General features: G+C 68.9%; 13 protein-coding genes and 1 pseudogene. 8 read left to right on the top strand and 6 right to left on the bottom strand.

What is annotated here, in order from left to right; all coding sequences use genetic code 11:
* Together AB0L75_RS32240 and lexA are read right to left on the bottom strand one after the other, a co-directional pair.
* On the bottom strand, positions 1-191 hold a 191-nt coding region (locus AB0L75_RS32240), incomplete at its 3' end, for a hypothetical protein (RefSeq protein ID WP_365188327.1).
* A 36-nt stretch (positions 192-227) separates the two neighbouring features.
* On the bottom strand, positions 228-1,007 hold the full coding sequence (gene lexA / locus AB0L75_RS32245) for a transcriptional repressor LexA (protein WP_365188107.1): 780 nt from the start codon (positions 1,005-1,007) through the stop codon (positions 228-230).
* A gap of 565 nt (positions 1,008-1,572) precedes the next feature.
* Here lexA and nrdR point away from each other — a divergent pair.
* Positions 1,573-2,124 (top strand): transcriptional regulator NrdR, encoded by a 552-nt coding sequence (gene nrdR / locus AB0L75_RS32250; protein WP_365188109.1) that lies wholly within the window; start codon positions 1,573-1,575, stop codon positions 2,122-2,124.
* A 164-nt stretch (positions 2,125-2,288) separates the two neighbouring features.
* On the top strand, positions 2,289-5,183 hold the full coding sequence (locus tag AB0L75_RS32255) for a vitamin B12-dependent ribonucleotide reductase (RefSeq protein WP_365188112.1): 2,895 nt from the start codon (positions 2,289-2,291) through the stop codon (positions 5,181-5,183).
* Positions 5,184-5,263: 80 nt separating this feature from the next.
* Here AB0L75_RS32255 and AB0L75_RS32260 read toward each other — a convergent pair whose 3' ends face one another.
* Positions 5,264-5,791: a TerD family protein gene (locus AB0L75_RS32260; RefSeq protein ID WP_365188115.1), complete on the bottom strand. Its 528-nt coding sequence runs from the start codon at positions 5,789-5,791 to the stop codon at positions 5,264-5,266.
* A gap of 154 nt (positions 5,792-5,945) precedes the next feature.
* Between AB0L75_RS32260 and AB0L75_RS32265 the strand changes: the two genes are divergently transcribed.
* The 3 genes from AB0L75_RS32265 (at position 5,946) to AB0L75_RS32275 (ending at position 8,283) form a co-directional block, all read left to right on the top strand.
* Positions 5,946-6,551: a YdbC family protein gene (locus AB0L75_RS32265; protein ID WP_365188117.1), complete on the top strand. Its 606-nt coding sequence runs from the start codon at positions 5,946-5,948 to the stop codon at positions 6,549-6,551.
* A 154-nt stretch (positions 6,552-6,705) separates the two neighbouring features.
* A complete protein-coding gene (locus AB0L75_RS32270; RefSeq protein ID WP_365188120.1) occupies positions 6,706-7,365 on the top strand; it encodes a histidine phosphatase family protein in 660 nt (219 codons plus the stop codon).
* Between the two features lie 12 nt (positions 7,366-7,377).
* Positions 7,378-8,283 (top strand): ADP-ribosylglycohydrolase family protein, encoded by a 906-nt coding sequence (locus tag AB0L75_RS32275; RefSeq protein WP_365188122.1) that lies wholly within the window; start codon positions 7,378-7,380, stop codon positions 8,281-8,283.
* 335 nt (positions 8,284-8,618) lie between these two features.
* Here the strand turns inward: AB0L75_RS32275 and AB0L75_RS32280 are convergent.
* The 3 genes and pseudogenes from AB0L75_RS32280 to tatA form a co-directional block, all read right to left on the bottom strand.
* Positions 8,619-9,244, bottom strand: a pseudogene (locus tag AB0L75_RS32280) (MFS transporter); the annotation flags it as partial.
* 357 nt (positions 9,245-9,601) lie between these two features.
* Complete coding sequence (locus AB0L75_RS32285) at positions 9,602-11,233, bottom strand: MFS transporter (RefSeq protein ID WP_365188125.1); 1,632 nt, start codon at positions 11,231-11,233, stop codon at positions 9,602-9,604.
* Between the two features lie 159 nt (positions 11,234-11,392).
* A complete protein-coding gene (tatA, locus tag AB0L75_RS32290; RefSeq protein WP_365188127.1) occupies positions 11,393-11,665 on the bottom strand; it encodes a Sec-independent protein translocase subunit TatA in 273 nt (90 codons plus the stop codon).
* 224 nt (positions 11,666-11,889) lie between these two features.
* On the opposite strand from tatA, the gene AB0L75_RS32295 reads away from it, so the two are divergent.
* From AB0L75_RS32295 to AB0L75_RS32305, 3 genes are read left to right on the top strand one after another with little or no spacing between them, the layout of a single operon-like run.
* On the top strand, positions 11,890-12,978 hold the full coding sequence (locus tag AB0L75_RS32295; protein WP_365188129.1) for a DUF1702 family protein: 1,089 nt from the start codon (positions 11,890-11,892) through the stop codon (positions 12,976-12,978).
* A complete protein-coding gene (locus tag AB0L75_RS32300; protein ID WP_365188131.1) occupies positions 12,975-14,909 on the top strand; it encodes a CRTAC1 family protein in 1,935 nt (644 codons plus the stop codon). Before AB0L75_RS32295 ends, AB0L75_RS32300 begins: the two co-directional genes overlap by 4 nt.
* Entirely contained in the window at positions 14,906-15,907 is a 1,002-nt protein-coding gene (locus AB0L75_RS32305; RefSeq protein ID WP_365188133.1) for an enediyne biosynthesis protein UnbU, read from the top strand. Before AB0L75_RS32300 ends, AB0L75_RS32305 begins: the two co-directional genes overlap by 4 nt.
* The last annotated feature ends 10 nt before the right edge of the window (positions 15,908-15,917 follow it).

Raw genomic sequence — 15,917 nt, forward strand, 5'->3', positions numbered from 1 at the left:
GGCGAGGCGGGCGTGCCCTTCTTCTCGGCCTCGGCGTCCGAGTTCATCGAGATGATCGTGGGCGTGGGCGCCTCCCGCGTACGGGAGCTGTTCGCCGTGGGCGCCAGGGACCACCCGGGACACAACAGGGCCCCGTCGCCCGGACACAGCAGGACCCCGGAACCGGCGCAGGGGTTCCGGGGCCCGGTCAAGGAGCGAGCAGCCGTACGGCCCGCTCGGCGCAGGCGTCACACGCGACGCAGCACCGCGACGACCTTGCCCAGAATGGTCGCGTCGTCGCCGGGGATCGGTTCGTAGGCCGCGTTGTGCGGGAGGAGCCAGACGTGGCCGTCCTCGCGCTTGAAGCGCTTGACGGTGGCTTCGCCGTCGAGCATGGCCGCCACGATGTCGCCGTTCTCGGCGACGGGCTGACGGCGCACGGTCACCCAGTCGCCGTCGCAGATCGCGGCCTCGATCATGGAGTCGCCGACGACCTTGAGGACGAACAGCTCACCGTCGCCGACGAGCTGGCGGGGGAGAGGGAAGACGTCCTCGACGGACTCCTCCGCGAGGATGGGGCCACCGGCGGCGATGCGGCCGACCAGCGGGACGTACGACGCGGCGGGCTTGCCGGCCGTGTCCGTGGGCTGCACGCTCATGGCCTGGTCCGAGCCGCGCACCTCGTACGCGCGCGGGCGGTGCGGATCGCGGCGCAGGAAGCCCTTGCGCTCCAGCGCCATCAGCTGATGCGCGACCGAGGAGGTGCTCGAGAGGCCGACGGCCTGGCCGATCTCCCGCATCGACGGCGGGTAGCCGCGTCGCTGAACGGAGTCACGGATGACTTCGATCACTCGGCGCTGCCGGTCGGTCAGTCCGGAGCTGTCCGCCCGGATTCCTGGAGGTCGGCCCGGCAGGGATCGCTTGTGTCCCTCGGGATTCGTGGCTTCGTTCATCACGTGTACCGGCTCGACTCGGCCCTGGGAGCGGTCCTGGGCGGTGATGGTGGCACTGTCTGCGGTGGTGGTCACGTCGGCCCCTCTCGATGGTCTCCCTGCTGGACAACGGTAGTTGCTTTCGAAAGGTTGCGCCAAACACACGTTCGAGTGAAAAAGTGCGATTCACCTGACGCGATCATGTGTCTGGGTGTATGGCTAACGCCCCACCTGGCGGGCAAAAGCGCCCATTGTTGTACCCTTCACCGCCGGGGTTGCCGACCTCGTGGGTCGTCACCCCAGTCTGCCATCCGGAATCCGCTCATCCGGGCTCCGGGTCCCTTCTGTGCCGGAGTCCCACGCGTCCTCCGTGCGGCGCCCACGGTATCTCCGTAAGTGCCACAGGGGTACGGCTCTGCGCCCGCGTGTCCTTGTGCGGTCACCCGCGTGTCGGGTGTCCGCCGCCCTTCCGTGCGACACGCGTGACTGCCTGGGTGTATGAGCCAATCCCCACATCTAGTGGTTGGATGGCTACAGCAGCCCACAAGTTGTGGTCCCCCGGGTCTGAAGCGGCTTCGCGATCGCCTATGCTTAGGGCTGCTTCGCGGGGCCCATGGGTCCGGTGAGGCTGTTGAGTCTGCTGTGAGGAGGGTTGGAGATCATGCACTGCCCCTTCTGCAGGCACCCCGACAGCCGCGTGGTCGACAGTCGTACGACCGACGACGGCACATCGATCCGCAGGCGCCGCCAGTGCCCCGACTGCTCCCGTCGTTTCACGACCGTGGAGACGTGCTCGCTCATGGTGATCAAGCGGTCCGGGGTCACCGAACCTTTCAGTCGTACCAAGGTCATCAACGGCGTGCGCAAGGCATGCCAGGGGCGGCCTGTCACCGAGGACGCACTCGCCCAGCTCGGCCAGCGGGTCGAGGAGGCGCTGCGGGCCACCGGAAGCGCCGAGCTGTCCACCCACGACGTGGGGCTGGCCATACTCGGCCCGTTGCAGGAGCTCGACCTCGTCGCCTTTCTGCGATTCGCCTCCGTCTACCGGGCGTTCGATTCGCTTGAGGACTTCGAGGCTGCCATCGCGGAGCTGAGGGAGACGACGCGAGGCCCCGCCGCGGACGAGGAAGACGCGGGAGCGGGGAGCCAGGAAGACGAACGCGGGCCCGGCGGGACCACTCAGGTTCCCGAGCCCGCCCACGCCGCCGACTGATCGGCGGGCCGGAAACCGGGAGGAGGCCCGGGTTCCGGCCGGAAGGCGGCGACCAAGACCTGTTGCGGGTGGCAGCTGAGGGTGCCCGCAACACAAGACAGAACACCGTGCCACGGGAACAAACGGGGCACTTCAGGGCGTTTTTGCCCGTACAGGGAGGCGGCATGACAGAGACGGCGAGCGGTCCGGCACGAGGTTCCCGAGCCAAGGGCGCCAAGGCCACCAAGGGGCTGCGTATCGAGCGCATCCACACGACCCCCGGCGTACACCCGTACGACGAGGTGTCGTGGGAGCGCCGTGACGTCGTCATGACCAACTGGCGCGACGGCTCGGTCAACTTCGAGCAGCGTGGCGTCGAGTTCCCCGACTTCTGGTCGGTGAACGCGGTCAACATCGTCACCAGCAAGTACTTCCGTGGTGCCGTCGGCACCCCGCAGCGCGAGGTCAGCCTCAAGCAGCTGATCGACCGCATCGTGAAGACGTACCGGAAGGCCGGCGAGGACCACAAGTACTTCGCCTCGCCCGCCGACGCCGAGATCTTCGAGCACGAGCTGGCGTACGCCCTCCTGCACCAGATCTTCAGCTTCAACAGCCCCGTGTGGTTCAACGTGGGCACCGCGCAGCCCCAGCAGGTCTCCGCCTGCTTCATCCTGTCCGTCGACGACTCCATGGAGTCGATCCTCGACTGGTACAAGGAAGAGGGCATGATCTTCAAGGGCGGCTCCGGTGCCGGCCTGAACCTCTCCCGTATCCGCTCCTCCAAGGAGCTGCTCTCCTCCGGAGGCAACGCCTCCGGTCCGGTCTCCTTCATGCGCGGCGCCGACGCGTCCGCCGGCACCATCAAGTCCGGCGGTGCCACCCGCCGCGCCGCCAAGATGGTCGTGCTCGACGTCGACCACCCCGACATCGAGGACTTCATCGAGACCAAGGTCAAGGAGGAGGAGAAGATCCGCGTCCTGCGCGACGCGGGCTTCGACATGGACCTGGGCGGCGACGACATCACCTCCGTCCAGTACCAGAACGCCAACAACTCGGTCCGGGTGAACGACGAGTTCATGAAGGCGGTCGAGGACGGCGGCCAGTTCGGCCTGCGCGCCCGTATGACCGGTGAGGTCCTGGAGGAGGTCGACGCCAAGGCGCTCTTCCGCAAGATCGCCGAGGCCGCGTGGGCCTGCGCCGACCCGGGCATCCAGTACGACGACACCATCAACAACTGGCACACCTGCCCCGAGTCCGGCCGGATCACCGCGTCGAACCCGTGCAGCGAGTACATGCACCTGGACAACACGTCCTGCAACCTGGCCTCGCTGAACCTGATGAAGTTCCTGCAGGACGACGGCAAGGGCAGCCAGTCCTTCGAGGCCGAGCGCTTCCAGAAGGTCGTCGAGCTGGTCATCACCGCGATGGACATCTCGATCTGCTTCGCGGACTTCCCGACCCAGAAGATCGGCGAGAACACGCGCGCGTTCCGCCAGCTCGGCATCGGCTACGCCAACCTCGGCGCCCTGCTGATGGCCACCGGCCACGCCTACGACTCCGACGGCGGCCGCGCTCTCGCCGGCGCCATCACCTCCCTGATGACGGGCACGGCCTACCGCCGTTCCGCCGAGCTGGCCTCGGTCGTCGGCACGTACGACGGCTACGCCCGCAACGCCGACGCCCACAACCGCGTCATGAAGCAGCACGCCGACGCCAACGGCAAGGCCGTCCGCATGGACGACCTGGACACCCCGGTGTGGGCCGCCGCCACGGAGGCCTGGCAGGACGTCGTCCGCCTCGGTGAGAAGAACGGTTTCCGTAACTCCCAGGCGTCCGTCCTCGCCCCGACCGGCACCATCGGTCTCGCGATGTCCTGCGACACCACCGGTGTCGAGCCCGACCTGGCCCTGGTGAAGTTCAAGAAGCTGGTCGGCGGCGGCTCGATGCAGATCGTCAACGGCACCGTCCCGCAGGCCCTGCGCCGCCTGGGCTACCAGGAGGAGCAGATCGAGGCGATCGTCGCCCACATCGCCGACCACGGCAATGTGATCGACGCCCCCGGCCTCAAGCACGAACACTACGAGGTGTTCGACTGCGCCATGGGCGAGCGCGCCATCTCCCCGATGGGCCACGTCCGCATGATGGCCGCGATCCAGCCGTGGATCTCCGGTGCCATCTCCAAGACGGTCAACATGCCGGAGACGGCGACCGTCGAGGAGGTCGAGGAGATCTACTTCGAGGCCTGGAAGCTCGGCGTCAAGGCGCTCGCGATCTACCGTGACAACTGCAAGGTCGGCCAGCCCCTCTCCGCCAAGACCAAGGAGAAGGAGAAGGCCGAGGTCACGGAGAAGGCCGAGGCGACCATCCGCGAGACGGTCGAGAAGGTCGTCGAGTACCGCCCGGTCCGCAAGCGCCTCCCGAAGGGCCGCCCGGGGATCACCACGTCCTTCACGGTCGGCGGTGCCGAGGGCTACATGACCGCCAACTCCTACCCGGACGACGGTCTTGGTGAGGTCTTCCTGAAGATGTCCAAGCAGGGCTCGACTCTCGCGGGCATGATGGACGCCTTCTCCATCGCGGTCTCCGTCGGCCTCCAGTACGGCGTGCCGCTGGAGACGTACGTCTCGAAGTTCACCAACATGCGCTTCGAGCCGGCCGGTATGACGGACGACCCGGACGTGCGGATGGCGCAGTCGATCGTCGACTACATCTTCCGCCGCCTGGCGCTGGACTTCCTGCCCTTCGAGACCCGCTCCGCGCTCGGCATCCACTCCGCCGAGGAGCGTCAGCGGCACCTGGAGACCGGCTCCTACGAGCCGGCCGAGGACGAGGTCGACGTCGAGGGCCTGGCCCAGTCGGCGCCGCGCGCCCAGGAGCTGAAGGCCGTCGTCACGCCGAAGTCCGAGTCCGAGGCGGCCAAGCCCCTCCCGAAGCAGGCCCACACCAGCGCCGAGCTGGTGGAGATGCAGCTGGGCATCCAGGCCGACGCCCCGCTGTGCTTCTCCTGCGGTACGAAGATGCAGCGGGCCGGTTCCTGCTACATCTGCGAGGGCTGCGGCTCGACCAGCGGCTGCAGCTGATGACACGCGGTTGCTGAGATGAGGTAAGGGGCGCCGGCCCATGGTCGGCGCCCCTTACTTTTGCCGTGCCTTCCTCACTCCTACCGGGCCCTGCCCATGACCTGGAGGAAGGCCGTCGGGTCCTCCTCGAAGCCGTGCACGCCGGGACGGAAGGTCCACTGACCGGAGTCTCCACGCACGAACTCGGCGATCGTGGCCGCCGTCGCCCCGAGCACCGAACCGAAGTCGTCCTCGGCGAGCACGGTGTAACCCTCCCGGACGCGCATGGCCGGATTCAGCACGTTGACGAACGTCTTGTGTCCGGGCAGCTGTTGGATGACGACACCGATCACCACGCGCGCGTACCGGGCGTCGAGCCGGTCCAGATCCAGCGTCATGACCTCGTCCCAGCCGAAGCCCCTGCCGTTCGTGCTGTCCCGGTTGAGGAAGATCGTGCCGTCCGGTGAGCGGCTGTCGAAGTGCACCACATAGTCCGGCGCCCCGTACGTGTCGCCCGTGACGAAGGTCGCGGCGACGAGGTCGAGATCGGTGGGCGGCTGACCCGCCGGACTGGGGTCCCACTTGAGCCCGACCTCGACCTTGAGGATTCCCTTGCTGAAGCCGGTCAACAGGCTTCCCCTTCCCCCTGGTGGTTGCCCCGCCCCCCAACTCCCCTGAAGCCGAGGTTTCTTGTCCATCGTGCCACGTGTGCGGGGGCGCATGCGCGGGTGATCTCCGCCGGAGCGTGACCGACGCCACGCCTGGTGGCCTTACGATGGCGCGGTGCTGGTCAAGTGGATTCGCTGCACCGTGGTGGACCGCCGCGGCTTCGAGCGGGGGCAGCGAAAATGGGCGGGGCTTCTGGGGGAGCCGGGGTTTCGGGGACAGGGTGGGGGCTGGAGCCGGCAGCGTTCGGGCGTGGCGCATATCTTCGCCTTCTGGGAGAGCCGCGCCTTCTACGACTCCTTCATGGCCCGCTCGCACGACCGCCTGGCGTCCGCCCAGTCCGGCACGTTCAAGGACGCGCAGGTCAAGCTCTTCGAGTACCGCTTCGATGTGAAGACGGGCTTCGAGCCGCGGTTCACCGACGCCGATCTGATCCGCGTGGCCCTGTGCCGGATCCATGAGGAGCGCGTCGAGCACTTCACTCTCATGCAGGAGAAGGTGTGGAACCCCGCGATGGCCGGCTCGCCCGGCATGATCCGCGGCATGTTCGCCGAGGCGCCCGAGCAGGAGTTCCTGGTCCTGTCGATGTGGCGGTCCGCGGCCGAGCACGGCAAGTACCGCACCGAGCGCGTGGAACGGCTCGCGCTGCGCGCCCAGACCGAGGCCGACGTCGCTTCGCTCTCCGGTGACATCGTGGAGCTGGAGCCGTCCTGGACGGTCTGAGCCCGCCCAGGTGCGTTTGAATACAAGACTGACCCCCTATGGGGTGCTGCAAAGGGTGTCCGGGAACGGATCGAGACACGGGAATCGTGTGACCTACGCCGTATGGGGCCCGTACGACCCCTCGACTTTCCCTCGTTCGATCTAGGGTTTTGGCATGGCACGACCACGGCGCATCGTTCTTGTCCGGCACGGCGAGTCAACGGGCAACGTCGACGACTCCGTGTACGAACGCGAGCCCGACCACGCTCTGGCTCTCACCGAGCGCGGCCGGCGGCAGGCGGAGGAGACCGGAGAGCGGCTCCGGGAAGTCTTCGGCCGGGAACGCGTCAGCGTGTACGTCTCCCCGTACCGCCGGACGCACGAGACGCTCCACGCCTTCCACCTCGACCCGGATCTCATACGCGTGCGGGAGGAGCCCCGCCTGCGCGAACAGGACTGGGGCAACTGGCAGGACTGCGACGACGTGCGCCTGCAGAAGGCCTATCGCGACGCGTACGGCCACTTCTTCTTCCGGTTCCCGCAGGGCGAGTCCGGAGCCGATGTGTACGACCGGGTCGGCGGCTTCCTGGAGAGCCTGTTCCGCAGCTTCGAGGCACCGGACCATCCGCCGAACGTCCTCCTGGTGACACACGGGCTCGCGATGCGGCTGTTCTGCATGCGCTGGTTCCACTGGACGGTCGCGGAATTCGAGTCGCTGTCGAACCCCGGGAACGCCGAGATGCGGATGCTCGTTCTCGGGGAGGACGGCAAGTACACGCTCGACCGGCCTTTCGAACGCTGGCGTGAGCCGGTCCCGTACTGGGTGAACGGATAGAGTGGCAGTGCGATGACCGCTGACTCCTCTTCCTCCGGGCGCCTGGAGCGCGCTCTGGCGAGCCTGCGCGGACTGGCCGTGGGGGACGCCCTGGGCTCCCAGTTCTTCGTTCCGGCGAACTACCCCCTGCTGAAGCGACGCGAGGTGCCCGCCGGGCCCTGGCAGTGGACGGACGACACCGAGATGGCCTGCTCCGTGGTCGCCGTCCTCGCCGCCCACCACCGCATCGACCAGGACGCGCTGGCCCGCTCCTTCGCCGAGCACCACGACTTCGACCGGGGCTACGGCCCCGCGGTCAACCGCCTGCTGAGACTCGTCCGGGAGGGCGAGGACTGGCGTGAGCTGGCCGCCGGGCTGTTCAACGGACGGGGGTCATGGGGCAACGGAGCGGCGATGCGGATCGCGCCCCTGGGCGCCTGGTACGTCGACGACCCCGAGCAGGCGACGCACCAGGCCGAGATCTCGGCCTACCCCACGCATCAGCACCGTGAGGCCGTCGTCGGCGCCATGGCCGTGGCCGCCGCGGCGGCGCTGGTCGGCTCCCCGGACGGCCCGCCCGGCCCCGAGGCACTCCTCGACGGCGTCATCGCCCTGGTGCCCAAGAGTGCGGTCGGCCAGGGACTTCGGCGCGCCCGGGACATGCTCGACTACGGCGACGCCGGCACCGTCGCGGCGGTGCTGGGATGCGGGCGGCGTACGACCGCCCACGACACCGTTCCCTTCGCCCTCTGGTCCGCCGCCCGGAGCCTCGGTGACTACGAGAGGGCCTTCTGGACGACGGCCGGTGTGGGCGGCGACATGGACACGACCTGCGCGATCGTGGGTGGGGTGCTGGCCTCGGGCAAGGCCGGGGCCCCGCCCGCCGAGTGGGCAGAGCGCGCCGAGGCGCTGCCTGAGTGGACGCCGACGGGGCTCTGACGGGTCCGAAGACCGAGGCCGGAGCGGGATTCCGGCGGTGCCTGCCGCCGCCCAAGCGGTGTTTCCCGCTGCCCGTGCCGTGCTTCCGGCCGCCCGTGCCATGTTTCCTATTGCCCAGGCCGTGATGCCCTCCCGTCCGAGCCACGTCTCCTTCTGCCTGGGCTCTTGAGCTGAGCGCTGGGCTGACGGCGGTAAAACTCTCCGTGCCCGGCGGGAACTCTCCGTGACCACTGCCCGTTCTTCCCATATCTGCCGTGGGTCGTGGCCTTCGGCGGCAGGAGCGCATGAGAAGTCGGAGAGCGACGGTCGAGCGGTCGAAGGGGGGAGATGCCGTGGGCGAGGAACTTCGGCAATTGCTTCTTCGCCTCGTCCTTGGCCGCCGAGCCGAACACGGTCGTCAGGATGGACAGTCCGAGCGAACCGCCCACCTGCTGCACGGCGTTGAGGAGCCCGGAAACCTTGATGGCGCTGTAGCCGAGCACGTCCTGCACGAACAGCACGATGTAGAAGACGAAGGCGAGCAGCAGCACCAGGACCGCGCCGAACGAGCCGAGGGTGAGGCCGTCCCGCCAGCCGTTCTCCGAGGCCCGGATGAACACGTGGACGAGCGAGGCCATGCCCGCCGTCGAGGTCAGCGCGCCCGTGATGTCGAAGGGCCCCGGATGCCGCTCGGACTCGCTGATGTACAGCGGTGCGAGCGACGCGATCAGCACGCCGATCGGCACATTGGCGGACAGCACCCACCGCCAGTCGGGCCAGTCGGTGAGTATGCCGCCCGCCGGCAGGCCGATGGCGCCACCGCCCGCGGACGCGGCGGCGAACACGCCGAGAGCCCGGTTGCGTTCCGGCCCTTTGGGGAACGTGGTGGTGATCAGAGCCAGCGAGTGGGCGAGGCGATCGCGCCGCCGACGCCCTGCAGGGCCCGTGCGGCCAGCAGTTGCCAGGGTTCCTGAGCGACACCATAGCCGTGGTCGGGAGACGTGCGCGGATTACACGGCCGGGTACCACCCGCGCCGCTGAGACACACCGGCGCCGGCGGGTGCGAATTTCATCATGCGGCGGGACGCGCTCACAGTGGTGGTCTCGACCGTACGGGAAACGAGTGGGACGGGGTTGGGACACATGACCCAGGAGCGGCGCGGTGCGCATCGGGTGGTCGGCGGGCAGCGGGTCCTGGTCGACGACCGCGGCCCGCGAGGTGATGACCAGAGACGCGATCGGCTGAGCAGGGCGAGTTCGTCGGCCCCGAGCAGGATGGCTCAGGCTTCGAGGAGACTGGGCTTGATCGAGGCCATACGCGTGGCTGCTACGGACCCCGTCACGCCGAGGCGGACGCGTTGCCTTTCAGGTCCGTGGCGGAGATCTCCTCCAGGGATCGCGCACGGGTCTCCACTCCCGAAACGAACATCGCGACGGTGGCGACGATGAGCGGCACCGCACCGAGCAGCGCGGTGGTGTGAAGAGACGGCGGAGCCACCGCCGCCACGACCACAGCGATCATCAACACGCCGCCGACCTTGGTGACCGCGGCCGTGAGCCCGGAGGCCTGCGAGCGAACCTCCGTCGGATACACCTCCGCCGTATACGCGCTGAGAACGGCGATGGCCGAACCGGCCGACCAGATGGGTACGGCGAGCAGCAGGTGCAGCGTCAGCGGATGCCCGGCGATCCGGTCGCCCACAGCTGCCAGTGCCACCATGGAGGCTGCGGTGCAGGCGCCCAGGAGGACGAGTGTGCCCTTGCTGCTCCACCGTCCGTACAGCCAGGCGATCGCGAGGTTGAACGGCAGCCCCAGCAGAGCCGCGTCCCGCAGGATGGTGTCGGTGGTCAGTTCGGTGAAGCCCAGGCGCTGCAGGTCGGACGGGATCCACAACTGGAAGCCGTAGGTCACCAGTCCGACCCCGAGGGCGAGCACCACCAGGGGGAGGCTGACTCTGGTGTAGGGCGTCAGCAGCAGCCGCAGATAGCCGTCGCGGGCCGAGTCCGCGGGGGCGGCCGCGGGCCGCGGTGGGGAGGGGAGCAGCCGGGCGCCGTAGCGTGCCAGCACGGCCTCGGCGTCGGCGAGGCGCCCACGGGCCGTGAGAAAGCGCGCGGACTCCGGGATCCAGCGGTTGAGCAGCAGCAGGACGACGCCCGTGGGCAGTCCGAGCAGCCACAGAACGCGCCAGCCGAAGTGTGGCACGAGCAGTGAGGCCGCCCAACTGGTCAGCACATAGCCGCCGGCGGTTCCGACGCCGCCGATGAGGACGACGACCCAGCCGCGCTGACGCGTCGGCGTGGTCTCCGTCAGCAGGGTGAAGGCGAGCGGAAGCATGCCGCCCGCGCCCATCCCCATCAGGAAGCACATGAGGACGTTCATCCAGAACAGCGGCATGGCTCCGCAGACGGAGGTCGCGAGAAAGACGACACCGGCCAGGAGGATGGCGGGGCGGCGTCCCATACGGTCGCCGAATCTGCCCCACAGGAAGGAGCCGATGACGGTTCCGCCGATTCCGGAGAGCGGCAACAGCGCCACGGGCAGGCTGCCGTGCGGATGGACCGCTGAACGCAACCCGTATTCCCGGGCCACGCCCGGCACGACGAAACTCAACGTCATGGGCTTCATGACGTCGATGGCCACGGCGAACACCATCACCAGGATCAACGCCCAGTGTGCTCGCGTCAGCGGTACGTCGTCAGCGAAACCCGCCCGAAGCGGTCCCGGCCCGTCGTCGCCGTGTTCCCGACGGGGGCCGACAGTTCCGTAGACGCACGCCGCCACCCCGACGAGGACGAGCGTCATGCCGATCATCATGAGCGGGTCCGAGGCACTGCCCGCCATGGTGGCCTGATGCCCCGGCGGGTGGGTGAGGTGCACATACATCGGCAGATGGCACAGTACGCCTGCGAGGCACAGCAGGGCGCCGCACCAGAACCATCCCGGTCGAGCGAAGTCGATGCGCTGTCCCACGGATTCCCGCCTCTCGGAACGGTGCCAGGAAGCACTGTGACAAGGCGACTACAGCACGTCAATGGCGCGAAACCGGGTGCGATCGGCCTTGCGAGAGAGGTGCATCGGGCACTGGCTGCGTGATGTACGGCACCCGGTGCACCACCTGCGCGACGACGGTCAGTCGTAGAGCGCTTCTCGCTCCTTCCCGGTGACCTCCGCGACGACGTTGCGCGGTTGCGCGGACACCTCCGCCTTCGTGAGCACGGGGGGATCGGTCGTCGTGGACGATGCCTCCTGTGTCGCCTCTTCGCGGCCGGCGCGGGCCTCGGCCTTGAGGATGCGCAGCGACTTTCCGAGCGAGCGCGCGCTGTCCGGCAGCCGCTTCGCTCCGAACAGAACCATGACGACCAAGGCGATGATAATGATTTCGAGCAGACGGTTTTCCAGCATCACGACCTTCTTCGGCTGGTGCGGGTGAATCGTTCTCGCGGCGTGACGGCATGGCCGCCGTCACCTTTTCCGGGGTTCTACCCGGTTGACCGGCGACTGCTGAATGGGGTTCACCTGTTGGATGCAGGGCCGGTCAGATGCACTCTTTCGGTGGATCAAGAAAACGCCGAGTTGCCCCGAGGGTATTAGTCGCATATAGATGACGCGCTGGAGGGGAAGCAATAGTGCCGTTCTTGGTTCGAGGCGCCGGAACATCGGCAGTCGACTGCGGGGGTCTGCGTTCACGTGCTGCCCGGTTGCTGCAGCAGGACATGCGGCAAGTCGATTTCGGAGCACGCCGATTCAGGCTCCGTCCGGGTCCGGCCCGGCAGCGGTTGGAGGATTCCGGAAGGGCTTTTCTCGAGGGATTCAATCACTCGGTGGACGCCCGAAACGCGGATGCGCTCGGCACGGTACTCGGTGGTGTCCCCGAAGAATTCCGAGGGTTTGCCTTCGAAGGCGCGGGCATGGGCTGTGCGCTGCTCGATGTGCTCACGCTTTCCCGTGGACGCAGACTGCGGCAACTCATTGAGGGAGCCGGTACCGACTATCCGCATCTGATCCATGTGGGTGCCGGCTGGGCGTTCGGCAAACTGCGACTGAGCCCCTGGCGCGCACTGCGTGCCGGCGATCCCCTGCTGCGCTGGCTCGCCTGGGACGGATTCGGCTTCTACCAGGCGTTCTTCGACTCGGACCGGGTCGTGGCCAAGCAGCGGATCGAGCGAGGTCTCGACCCGTGGCAGCGTGCCGTACGGGACCAGGGGCTAGGGCGGTGCCTGTGGTTCCACGAATGCGCCGACCCCGAGGCACTGGGCCTGCGGGTGGCCGAGTTCCCCCGGTGGCGGCGAGCGGACCTGTGGAGCGGAATCGGCCTCGCGGCCGTGTACGCAGGGGGCGCGGACCAGGGTGAACTGCGCGCACTGGTCGAGGCGGCGGACGGCTACCGGGCCCACCTCGCCCAGGGAGCCGCCTTCGCCTGCGGGGCCCGGCTGCGCGCCCGTACGCCCCTGCCCGAGCACTGCGGCCATGGGGCCCTGGTCCTCGCCGGGGTGCCGGCGCAGACCGCGGCCGACTGGACCGACATCGCACACGCGGACCTGGGCCCCCACCCTCGTACGCCACAGCACTACGAGGAATGGCGGGCCGGGATCAGGCGGCTGTGGGCGGCCCACCACGGCTTTGACCCGGCTGGCGCCCCCGCGCAGCAGCCCGCTCAGGGTTCCGGGTCCACCGAGGCCGCTGAGGCCGCGCCCCGCTCCCGGAGGAGCCGATGAACTCCCCCGCCCGTTTTCTGAGGGCGCATGCCGCCAAGGCCGCGGCGCTCTGCTGCTGTCTCACCGCCTTCTCGCTGGCTCTGCCGGACACGGTGTCCGCGGCCGACCGGGCAGCGGCGGCGGCGCCTTTCCACTTCACCGCACACGCGCTGAACGCCTCCGACCGACCGGGCGAGCGCCGGGTGCGGCCGGTGGCGCCGGCCTTCCACCACATCCGGTCGTGGATCTCCTCGGTCGGAGCCGGCGCCGGGCTGTTCGCCGCGGACGGCGGTACGGTCTCGCACGACGTGTGCCTGGTCGACCCGCGCACCGACACGGTCACCGTCGAGCCGGCACCCGGTACCGGGAAGCGGTACCGCCCCTTCACCCTTGAGGCGAAGGGCCTGTACATGCCGTCGTACGCGGCCCCGATGGGCTGTATGCCGGCGGACCTGAACCAGGACGGCCGGCAGGACCTGGTGGTCTACTACTGGGGCCGCTCGCCCGTGCTCTTCCTGCGCAGGTCCGGCGGTGCCCCCTCCCGGACTGCCTTCGTGCCGCGGGAACTGGTTCCCGGCCACCCGGTGTGGAACACCAACGCGATGACCCTGGGCGACTTCGAGGGCAACGGGCACCTCGACCTCGTCGTGGGTAACTACTTCAAGGACGGGGCCCGGGTACTGGACCCCACCGCCAGGCAATCCGAACTCCAGATGCCGTCGTCGATGTCCCACGCGCTGAACGGCGGCACACTGCGCTACTTCCGGTTCACCGGCGGCCGTTCGGGCCGGAATCCCGAGGCCCGCTTCGCCGAGGTCCCCGACGCCTTCGGACCGAAGCCCCCGTACGGCTGGACGCTGGCTCTCGGCGCCCAGGACCTGGACGGCGACGGACTGCCGGACCTGTACCAGGCGAACGACTTCGGCCGCGGCCGGCTGCTGATCAACGAGTCCAGGCCCGGCGCCCCCAGGTTCCGCCTGGCCACGGGAACCCGCCACTTCACCACCCCGAAGTCCAAGCAGCTGGGCAACGGCTCGTTCAAGGGCATGGGCGTCGCCTTCGCCGACCTGGACCGCAGCGGAACCCAGGCCATCCTGGTGGGTAACATCACCGAGCCCTATGCACTCCTGGAGAGCAACTTCGTCTTCCGGCCCACGGTGCCCCGCGACCGGCTGGGCCCCCTGCTGCACGGGGGGGAGGCTCCCTACGACGACCACAGCGAGGGCATGGGGCTCTCCCGCTCCGGCTGGACCTGGGACCTCGTCGCGGCCGACTTCGACAACTCGGGCTATCCCCAGGTGATGCACGCCACCGGATTCCTGGCGGGCAGGACCGCTCGCTGGGCGCAGCTGCAGGAAGCGGCGATGTCCAACGACCTGATCCTGCGACACCCCGAACTCTGGCCCAACGTCGAACCGGGGGACGATCTCTCCGGCCACGACCCGAACACCTTCTTCGTCCGGACACCCCAGGGCCGCTATGTGAACCTGGCCAAGGAAGCCGGGGTCGCGTCCACCGCGGTCACCCGGGGATTCGCCGTCGGTGACGTCACCGGTGACGGGCGGCTCGACTTCGTCGCGGCCAATCAGTGGGGACAGTCGGTGTTCTACCGGAACCACTCCGAGGCGGCCCCCTTCCTCGGGCTGCACCTGCGGCTGCCCACCGGCTCACCGCACGCCACCACCCCGGCCATCGGGGCCGTCGCCCGGCTGCACCTGCCCGACGGAAAGGTGACCGAGCAACAGCTCTACCCCGCCAACGGACACGGCGGAGTCGCCGCCCCGGATCTGCACTTCGGCCTGGGCGGAGAGAAGACGGACCGCCCCCTGCGCGTGGACCTCTCCTGGCGGGACCTCCACGGAGTACGGCATGAGCGCACCGCAACCCTCCCACCGGGCTGGCACACCCTCGTGCTGGCAGCTGACGGAACCATCGCGGAGGTTCCCGCATGACGACTGACCACACCTGCGCCGTCGACGCCGGCAAGCCCTGCGCTCCGTGCCGGCGCAGCAAGGCGTTGCGCCGCTTCGCGATGTCCATCACGGCCGCCACCGTGCTCGGCCACACCGTCCTCGGCTTCGAACAGGCCTATGCCACCCCGCTGTTCTCCGTCCTGGCCGCGGTGCTCACCGAACTGCTCCTGGAAACGGTCGAGGCATGGGGCCTACGGCGCCCGGCCCGGTACCGGCGGCCGCTCGGCGAAGCCGTCGACTTCCTGCTGCCCGCATACATCGGGGGCCTGGCCTGCGCGATGCTGCTGTACGCCAACAGCCGCATCTGGCCGACGCTGCTGGCCGCGGTCGTCGGTGTGTCCAGCAAGTACCTGATCCGGGTACGGGTGATGGGCAAGGCCCGGCACGTCCTCAACCCCAGCAACTTCGGCATCGTCACGGTCCTGCTGCTGTTCCCGTGGGTGGGCATCGCACCGCCGTACGAGTTCACCGAGTGGCTGAACGGCTGGTGGGGTGCGGTTCCGCCGTCGGTGGTGCTGGTTCTCGGCACCCTGCTGAACGGCAAGCTGACCGGAAAACTCCCGCTGATCCTCGGATGGGCGGGCGGCTTCGCGGCACAGGCACTGCTCCGGGGCGCGTTCACCGACATCGCCACCGTCAGCGCCCTGCTGCCCATGACCGGCACGGCCTTCGTGCTGTTCACCAACTACATGATCACCGATCCGGGCACCTCGCCGTGGCGTCGACGCAACCAGGTCGTCTTCGGCGCGACCATCGCCACGGCGTACGGCGTGCTCGTGCAACTGCACATCGTCTTCGGCCTGTTCTTCGCACTGGTCATCGCCTGCGTGCTGCGCGCGGCACTGCTGGCCTTCCTCTCGGCGCGCGGCGGCAGCAGTATCCCGGCCCCGCGCCAGGAGACCGGACAGGCCGACGCCCAGGACGCCCGTGCCACAGCCGCTTCCGGCGCCGGTGCCGCAGTCGCCGACGCGTCCTGAGTGGCTTGAG

Origin of the sequence: Streptomyces sp. NPDC052101 (assembly GCF_040680235.1) — a bacterium.
GTDB lineage: Bacteria > Actinomycetota > Actinomycetes > Streptomycetales > Streptomycetaceae > Streptomyces.

Bases quoted from the DNA above. Each gene is read 5' to 3' on its own strand.
- nrdR (WP_365188109.1), top strand. From the start codon at position 1,573: ATGCACTGCCCCTTCTGCAGGCACCCCGACAGCCGCGTGGTCGACAGT.
- AB0L75_RS32255 (WP_365188112.1), top strand. From the start codon at position 2,289: ATGACAGAGACGGCGAGCGGTCCGGCACGAGGTTCCCGAGCCAAGGGC.
- AB0L75_RS32270 (WP_365188120.1), top strand. From the start codon at position 6,706: ATGGCACGACCACGGCGCATCGTTCTTGTCCGGCACGGCGAGTCAACG.
- AB0L75_RS32275 (WP_365188122.1), top strand. From the start codon at position 7,378: ATGACCGCTGACTCCTCTTCCTCCGGGCGCCTGGAGCGCGCTCTGGCG.
- tatA (WP_365188127.1), bottom strand. From the start codon at position 11,665: ATGCTGGAAAACCGTCTGCTCGAAATCATTATCATCGCCTTGGTCGTC.
- AB0L75_RS32300 (WP_365188131.1), top strand. From the start codon at position 12,975: ATGAACTCCCCCGCCCGTTTTCTGAGGGCGCATGCCGCCAAGGCCGCG.
- AB0L75_RS32305 (WP_365188133.1), top strand. From the start codon at position 14,906: ATGACGACTGACCACACCTGCGCCGTCGACGCCGGCAAGCCCTGCGCT.